Source organism: Paraclostridium sp. AKS73, assembly GCF_025671395.1.
Classification (GTDB): domain Bacteria; phylum Bacillota; class Clostridia; order Peptostreptococcales; family Peptostreptococcaceae; genus Paraclostridium; species Paraclostridium benzoelyticum.
This window is the reverse complement of record NZ_JAIXHU010000040.1, coordinates 19,521-28,056: the sequence shown is the minus strand read 5'-3', so window position 1 is coordinate 28,056 and position 8,536 is coordinate 19,521. Positions and strand designations below refer to the sequence as shown.

The following is an 8,536-nucleotide window of genomic DNA, read 5'->3' as shown; positions in this document are numbered from 1 at the left end:
TAAAACTATTAGTTTTATATATTTATATAATATGAAAGAGGTAACTTGATATGGAAAATAAAATTATTATGGTTATAGATATACCATTTAATGTACCTGAAAATCCATTCTGGCCAGGGTTTAAAGATGTATATAATGATTCTAAAAAATTATCTCAAACTAAAGAATGGATTGAATATAGAATTGAAATTTTTAATAAATATACTTTAAGAAGTTTAGAAAATCAAACTAATCAAAACTTTAAATGTATAATGAGATACACAAAAGAAACTGAAGAACTAGTATTTAATGCATTATCAAAATATGATAAATTACCAGATAACGTAATTTTTACGTCTGATGGAGATGAAACTATATATAGCTTAATACAAGGATATGATTACATGTATCATATAAGAATTGATAGTGATAATATGTTTAGTAAAGAGTATATTGATATATTGTATAAAACTCCATATTATGAAGAATTAGAATGTATATTATGCCAAAAGGGATATATGTATGAAATAGAAGGGGATAGATTAGCATCGATGGAGCATGGTTCGCCATCGTTTTACGCTTTAGTATATACTGTAGATGACTTTTATTTTGGATTTAGACATAACACAGAACCAGACCATTGGGGAGCTGCAAACTTAACTCATGAAGTTATAGATACCCATTGTTATCTAGTTATCGTACATGAAAAAAATGTAAGCAATAGTTTTAAAATGGTTCTTGATTATCCACATATAAAAACTATAGAAATTTTTAGAGATGAAAAAGAAGAAATTTTAAAAAATTTTGATTTGAAATAAAATTAAAAAATAGCAAAGTTTAAAATTTTTAAACTTTGCTATTTTAATTTAGAATAAGTTTTCTCTAAAAGGTGTTTCTATTTTTTCTTTATAGGAGTCAATATTATGTTTAATAGTATTTTTATATCATCGTAGTTATTATTTATATAATTTATACAATCAATAATATCTTCATACAATTTTTTGAATCTGTAGGTACAATAAGTTTATCGCAATCAATAGATTTTACGAAGTCAAAGCACTTAAATCTATATCCTAAGCAAATAAAAGGCGTATTTGCAACGGCAGATGTGATATTTCCATGAAGTTTAAAGTTTATAGAAAATTCACATCTTTTTAACAAACTCATTAACTGCCCACCACTATATATATTTGTATCAACAATTAAATTGTCACTAGGTTTAATTTTTTTATAAAAATCTAAAAATGGTTTTAAATCTTGTTCCCACATTATATATAGATAAACTTTATATCCTCTATCTATTAAATAATTGCATACTTTCGCAAGTTCACCAGATACGCTTTCTTCATCATTACCATAAATTTTATTTAGACTAGAACCCCAGTTTACAGCAACAATTTTATCTGATGGATCTAATGTGGTTATAGGCATATAATCTACTAGAGGTTTTTCTTGTAAAGCAAATCCTGGATCACCAGAAATTATTAATTTACTAATATCTACAAATGACTTTTCTATTAAATTATAAGTTAAAGGGCCTCTAACACCTACAAATTCACAGTTTGGAATTACTTCTTGTAAAATAATTTCACTATCGTCAGGGAATAAATATGCAGGAGTGTTTTCTTCCATTAGAGATACTATATAATCTTTTTCTGCCCAATCATACCCACTTCCCCAAATGAATATTTTAGAACCAGATTGAAAACTTCTGTAAAGTATTTCTATATATCCTGGAAGTAAAAGTGATCCACCTCCTAATACAACAACATCATAGGTCGGCAAATTATTTAAATCACTATCTTCAAAATTGTTTACTATTTTATATTTTTCAGAGACTCCATGTTTTTCACATAAATCTAAGAATATATCCCACATAAGTTCATCACCTATGTTGTTTTGTCCAAGCCATCCAATATATAATAATTTTTTCATTTAACCAGCTCCATTTTAATGAAAGTTTTTAAGTGAATTCATATAAACACGTATCAATCTATCTGTATTAGATTTTATATCGAAGAAATTTCTAGCCCATTCATAGCAAGATTCAGCATATTGAGAAAGGCCATCTTTATTTTCATATACATACTTAATATCGTTATATAGGAATGAAGCATTATTAGATTTTATAGATTTATGGTCACCAAAATAAACTCTCCATGCACTTTCAATGTTATCATTGCTAAGTATACCGAAATAACCATTATTACCAGATGCAATAACAGGCTTTTTACAAGCAAAAGCTTCAATTGCCACACGACCTGTTCCTACTATACAATCAGCATTAAGATAATAATCAACCACATTTGTTTTACCACCAACTAGGTGTATACATTTTTTTCCTAATAAAGCATTGGTTCTATTTGCAATACCAACCAATTGGTTAAAATCGGGACCATCACCAACTATAATTAGATGTAGATTTAGATTTTCAATACGTACTAGGTCACGACAAACCCTTAATAAATTTTCAGCAACCCTTGTTTTACTCCAAGCAATTCTAGAGCAATAAACTATAGTAAATGCATCTTTATCAATACCAAGTTCTTCTTTTATGGATAGGTTAGGAGACTTAGAAACATAATCATCAAAATCTATAGAATTTGGAATTACAGTTGACTGGACATTATATTCAAGCAGCCAATCATAAGTAGGTTGACTAACACTTATTATAGAGTCAGATAAATTAAGTCTATCATATAAAATATCGTAATAGTAAAGTCCATGAACAGTAAAGATACATGGTATTTCAAGTTCCTTGCCTATATCTATACATAATGCTCCAGAAGGTGACTGGTGAGCATGAATTATATTTATATTTTCAGCTAAAATTATCTGCTTTATTTTATTTTTATATCTACTTTCAGTTTCTAAATCTTTTATTACATAAAGAGGGAAATCCATATTATAAATAGTGCATCCTAATTTTAGGAATTCAGATGAATAAGGTCCATGGTCTGCTAATAAACAAACTTTTACACCTCTGCTTAAAAACTCCTTAATAAGACTGTATACATGAGTTTCTGTTCCACCTATGTTTAGACTATCTAAAACCATTAAAACTTTTAAATCTTTTTCATCTATAGCAATTTTATTTATATCATAATATACTTTTGAACGTTGCTTTTCATGTAATCTATAATAATATAGTTCTTCATTTATATTATCTATTCCAAATGGCAATAATTTTGTGATAAATTCATAGTCTTCCGCGCCTTCAAGTTTTCTAGAAAGACCACCAATACTATCAAATACGCTACCCTTAATCAATAAAGAACCATGACAAACACAGTTAAGACCAGCTGAGTATACGTCTTTTATATTATCTACTCCAAATTCTATACCTGTTGGTTCAGACACAGGGGTAGGGTCATCATTATTAAAAGTTGCATAGTTAGTACCAACAGCATTTATTTCTTTATGTTTATTTAAAAAATTGACTTGTTTTTTTATTCTGTCTTTATGAGATTTATCATCTCCATCGTGCATTGCTATATATTCACCTTGAGCTAAAAAAAGTCCATATGTCACGGCACCGGAGAAACCTACATTTTTAGGGAGTTCTATTAATTTTATATAATTATCATTTTTAAAAGAATTTTTATTTTTTCTTATCCAATTTTTGATTTTTGATACACTATTATCTGTTGACTTATCATCAACAATAATAATTTCTATATTTTCATAAGATTGATTAAGTATAGAATTTAAGCATTCTAATATATAGTTTTCATTATTATAGTTTGATATGACTATACTAACTAATCCATCAATTCTACTGAATTTCATAGAAATAAACCTCCTTAGTAGTCTATTGAAATAATATCGAACATTAACTTAATTAGACAATATACTATATAGTATATTATTTTGAAAAAATTGATACTTAAATATAAAAAAAGGTGGTTTTATGAACATACTTATGCTACTAGATCAGTTTAGTATTGGAGGTACAGAAACTCATGTACTTACACTGTGTGAGGCTTTAAATAAAATTAATGTTAAGACTATAATTGCAACTTTAAATGAAAATGAAATTAGTAGTCAGTATAAAAGTAAATTTATTTTTAAAGTGATAGACCAAGGTGAATATGTATATAGAATTGAAAGATTAAAAAAACTCGTAAACTTATATGAAATAGATTTAATACATTGTCATAGCATCGAAAGTATGCTTCTTGCGAGAAAGTTATATGATGTAACAAATACGCCTTATATAATAACAATTCATGGACTTTACTACCCTAAAGAACTGCTATCATATGTATGTGAGAAGTCAAAGCATGTAATCGTGGTTAGTAAACCGGTAAAAAAATTAGTATCTGAGAGTATCTCTGAAAGTAGAATAGATAAAATATCGCTAATTTATAATGGAATTAAAATAAAAAAAGATTCTGAAATAGTTCAAAATAATAATTTAAAATGTAAACTTGGGATTCCTATAAATGCTAAGGTAATTTTGTATTGTAGTAGACTTAGTATTAGTAAAGGAAGATTGGCTGAAAATTTCATACATCAATCTAAAAACTTACTTAAAGATAATATATATATAGTGATAGTAGGAAATGGAGTAAAGAAAAAATCAATTGATTTTTATGCAAACCAAATAAATTGTGAATACAGAAAAAATAAAATAATAACAATAGGCAACATTTACAATATAAATGCTTATTATGGAATAAGTGATATTGTAGTTGGAACTGGAAGAGTTGCAATTGAAGCATTAAATTTTTCAAAACCAATAATTTGTACTGGGATAAAAGATTATTTAGGAATATTTAGTTTTGAAAATTATAATGAAATCTTAGATACTTATTTTGGAGATCATGGATTTAACCATAAAATTGAAAAATTAAGCATTGAAAGTAGTATAAGATATTTGTTAGAAAACCCAGGCAAATACAAAGAAATATCTGATTGGGGAAAGTCATATTGCGATAGTAATTTTGACTTAGATAAATTAATAAAACAATATATGGTTATTATCAATTAAACACATGATTTTTATTATGCAACAAGATTAAATTCAAAGTCATAAAGTAATTGTATATTGTATGACATTTTTTATGTAAATACGACATTTTATAGGAGTGATACAATAATATGATTGATCAAAACTTAGTAAGACAGAGGATAGACCTAGGGTTGGAATGGGTTGTACTAAATCAAAATCAAGATAAGTCTTTTGGTACTTCGTATCCAATTTTAAATACTGCTTTAGTAGTATTAGAACTAGAACAATACGCAATAAGCCAGGGTATTTACCCATTAGATATGTCTTATAAATACTACAATAATTTAGTTGGTGCATTGGAGTATTTGTTTTTAAATGCAAAGCAAAATAATCATGGTATTTATTATGAAGAAGAAGGTAATATAAACTATACAACAGGTGTTGTGTTAGCGGCTATATGTGCAAGTCAATCTCCAGATCAAATAATAAATAATGGATCTGATTTTATAAAAGGACTGTATTATAAGACTGTAGGCCAATATATGATTAATTATTTAGAATACTCACAGGAGTTCAATGGCGGATGGGGATATAGTATAAATAATTATGATGACATAGCTAATAATTATGTATCAGGATATGTTGGATTAGGATTGTTACTTGCTACAAATCCTTTATATAAATTTAACTTACAAGTAGATGTTAACACCGTTGATAAGTTTAGTGATTGGGTTGATTATATACAAAATAATAATGGCGGTTCTGGATATAGTAACCCACAAGAAGATTTAGATATTTTAAAAACAGGAAATTTATTATTAGAAATGAATTTTTTAAATCGTCCTCAAATAGATAGTAGTGTTTTGTTAGCAACAGACTATATAGCTAATAATTGGTATGAGCCAGCTTATTTTTTAAATCCAGGGTGGAATTCAAGCCCTGTTGCTAATTATCAAGCAACATATGCGCTTATGAGTGGATTAACAGGATATGGATTTGATAAAATTGATCAGACAATATCTCCGTTTGAAGAAATAGATTATGCTAATGACGTTACAAATGTTTTATTAGAACAACAAAATTCAGATGGTTCATTCAAGGCAAACCCTAACGATTTTTATCAAAGAGAACAAATGATGTCAACTATATGGGCACTACTTACTTTACAAGCGGTTTTTACTAGAACTTATGATATAAGTGTAGTACTATCAAGTGATAAGTCAATTGTAAGAGAAAATGACATTGTAACTTATACTATTAATATATCAAACATAGGAAATGTAGATGTATTAAATTCAGTTGTAAAAGATGAAATCCCATCTGAGCTAACTTTTATAGATGGAAGTGTCACTATAGATGGAATTGAACAACCTGTAGGTGTTTCTCCAGAAACTGGAATTCAAATAGATTCAGTTAATATAGGCCAAACTAAGGTTGTAGCATATAAATGCAGAGTAGTTGCTACAGTTGAAATAGAAATTAATAATATAGTAAGCGTAACATTTGACTATATACCACTATATGGAAGAATAATAACTAATAAAATAGAATACTCTAATGAAGTTTCTATTAGATCTACAATAACAAGTTTAGCTATCACTGCTGAAGTAAACAAAACTACTGCAGTTGTAGGTGAAATTTTAACCTACACTATTAATGTAACAAATAATGGGAAAATATTTTTAGATAACATTACTGTAACAGATTCGCTAAATCAAAATTTGCAGTATATGAATAATTTAGAGATAAATGGAAATCCAACGACTGGAAATATAGTAGATGGTGTAAATATAGGAAGTTTAAATATTGGTGAAACAACAGTGATAAACTTTGATGTTAAAATAATTAGTGTTCCACCAAATGGAATAATATCAACTGAAATAACTGCAACTTATGACTATAATAATTCTGCAATTTTTACTAAAAAAGAAATTAGCAATGTTATAAAAGAAGCTAAATCTAGGGTAATTGTTTCAGCATCAATTACTGTGGAAGTTAGCATTCAGGTAATGGTTATCAATCCAGAAGTATCTGTAGTTAATAATGTTAGTACTACTTTAATACAAATAGGAGAAATTGCTATTTATAACATTGAAATATCAAATAGTGGTAAACTAGATTCTTTGTCTACTTTATTTACTACTGTATTTCCACCTCAACTAAAAGTCACAGAAATAAAAGTAGATGGAAATATTATAAGTGGGGACTTAGTAGATGGAATAAGTTTAGGACCAATTCTAAGTGGAAAAAATAAAATAGTTTCTATAACAGTTAAAGGTATAGGTTCAATTATAGATTATAGAAACACTAGTATAGTCACTATGGAATTTTTACCTGTTATAGGAGATCCAGTATCCATAGTAAATATAAATGCAATGTCAGATAAGACTCTTTCTGTTGAGGATCTTCAACTTATATTAACTCAATTTATATTCCCAACTTCTGCAAAGCTATGCGACCAAGTAATATTTGAAATAAAAGCAAAAAATATAGGAAGTAATACTTTGCAAAATGTTATAGTTTCAAATTTTTTACCTTCAAGTTTACAATATGTACCATGTAGTATGAGTATAAATGGATGTATAGCGATGGATGAAAATATATTCTGTGGAATATATTTAGGAACTATGTATCCTGAACAAGAATGTATAATAAGATTTAAGGCAAAACTTATAGATGATTCGTTTGATCCGATTTATAACTTTAGTCAAGCTAATTTTTATTATATTAGCTCGGGAAACACAAGTGTACGTGGATATGCAAATAGTAATTTAGCATATTTATTTATAGATTAAATTTATGCAAATTAAAATTAAATAACCATAAAAATAAATCCTATAGAGTAGACTATAAAAGTTACCTATAGGATTTATTTTTTCTAAGTTACATTTTTTAATAAGAATTATTTATTTTAATCCTAAATCTGAAAGCATTTGAGATATACCATAAGATTCATCATATTTTGAATAATATTCTTTAAAAACATCATCCATAGAAGAGTTTTTATAAATTTCAAATTCAATTCCTTGAAAATCAGCTTTAATGCAATTTAGAGTAGAATTATTTAAATAGTTTTTTAATCGTAAAATGTAATCCTTTACTCCTTCTTGTGGAAGTGCACTTAGTTCTCTCACATTTTTAGCAATTATATAACCAGATTGATTTATTTCTTCAAAAGAAACATTTTGGATTAATTTATTTTTTAAATTTTCAATTGTATTTTCATCGAGTTCTAACTCATCTATACTTTGAATATCTAAAAGCTCTTGAATCTTGTCTAAAATCAAAGATTCATTCCAACCATATTCAATAGAATTATGGTTATTTTTAATTTCATTTTCATAATGTAAATCTCCTAAGCTAAACTTTTTAGTATTACATAAAAATTATATCATTTTATATGAAAAATTAAAAAATATTTAATTCATAAAAAGTATTAAGTTAAAATTATGTAAAAATTTAACAAAAAATTTACTTGATATATTATAAAAAAAGCCGAAAATAAAATTCATAAATGAGGGCAAAACTCTTAATTTATGATGAAAAAGCATATGAGACAGCATTTATTTAATGAATTTTGTTTGTAACTGTTTTATGATTGGG

General features: G+C 26.8%; 6 protein-coding genes. 3 read left to right on the top strand and 3 right to left on the bottom strand.

The features are described from left to right. Positions 1-50 precede the first annotated feature (50 nt). Positions 51-797: a glycosyltransferase gene (locus LEQ07_RS16545; protein ID WP_046822436.1), complete on the top strand. Its 747-nt coding sequence runs from the start codon at positions 51-53 to the stop codon at positions 795-797. A gap of 151 nt (positions 798-948) precedes the next feature. Here the strand turns inward: LEQ07_RS16545 and LEQ07_RS16540 are convergent, their stop codons facing one another. Both LEQ07_RS16540 and LEQ07_RS16535 read right to left on the bottom strand, forming a co-directional pair. After that, positions 949-1,914, bottom strand: a complete 966-nt coding sequence (locus LEQ07_RS16540; protein ID WP_263331530.1) for a polysaccharide pyruvyl transferase family protein — start codon at positions 1,912-1,914, stop codon at positions 949-951. 15 nt (positions 1,915-1,929) lie between these two features. Then, positions 1,930-3,768 (bottom strand): glycosyltransferase, encoded by a 1,839-nt coding sequence (locus LEQ07_RS16535; protein WP_046822437.1) that lies wholly within the window; start codon positions 3,766-3,768, stop codon positions 1,930-1,932. 121 nt (positions 3,769-3,889) lie between these two features. Between LEQ07_RS16535 and LEQ07_RS16530 the strand changes: the two genes are divergently transcribed. Together LEQ07_RS16530 and LEQ07_RS16525 are read left to right on the top strand one after the other, a co-directional pair. Continuing rightward, positions 3,890-4,972, top strand: a complete 1,083-nt coding sequence (locus LEQ07_RS16530; RefSeq protein ID WP_046822438.1) for a glycosyltransferase — start codon at positions 3,890-3,892, stop codon at positions 4,970-4,972. 110 nt (positions 4,973-5,082) lie between these two features. Then, positions 5,083-7,728: a hypothetical protein gene (locus LEQ07_RS16525; RefSeq protein WP_263331529.1), complete on the top strand. Its 2,646-nt coding sequence runs from the start codon at positions 5,083-5,085 to the stop codon at positions 7,726-7,728. Between the two features lie 111 nt (positions 7,729-7,839). On the opposite strand, the gene LEQ07_RS16520 is transcribed toward LEQ07_RS16525, so the two are convergent. Next, on the bottom strand, positions 7,840-8,220 hold the full coding sequence (locus tag LEQ07_RS16520; protein WP_263331528.1) for a hypothetical protein: 381 nt from the start codon (positions 8,218-8,220) through the stop codon (positions 7,840-7,842). Positions 8,221-8,536 lie beyond the last annotated feature (316 nt).

What these genes read in the sequence shown, in the direction of transcription:
- LEQ07_RS16545 (WP_046822436.1), top strand. Translation starts at nt 51, where the DNA reads ATGGAAAATAAAATTATTATGGTTATAGATATACCATTTAATGTACCT.
- LEQ07_RS16540 (WP_263331530.1), bottom strand. Translation starts at nt 1,914, where the DNA reads ATGAAAAAATTATTATATATTGGATGGCTTGGACAAAACAACATAGGT.
- LEQ07_RS16535 (WP_046822437.1), bottom strand. Translation starts at nt 3,768, where the DNA reads ATGAAATTCAGTAGAATTGATGGATTAGTTAGTATAGTCATATCAAAC.
- LEQ07_RS16530 (WP_046822438.1), top strand. Translation starts at nt 3,890, where the DNA reads ATGAACATACTTATGCTACTAGATCAGTTTAGTATTGGAGGTACAGAA.
- LEQ07_RS16525 (WP_263331529.1), top strand. Translation starts at nt 5,083, where the DNA reads ATGATTGATCAAAACTTAGTAAGACAGAGGATAGACCTAGGGTTGGAA.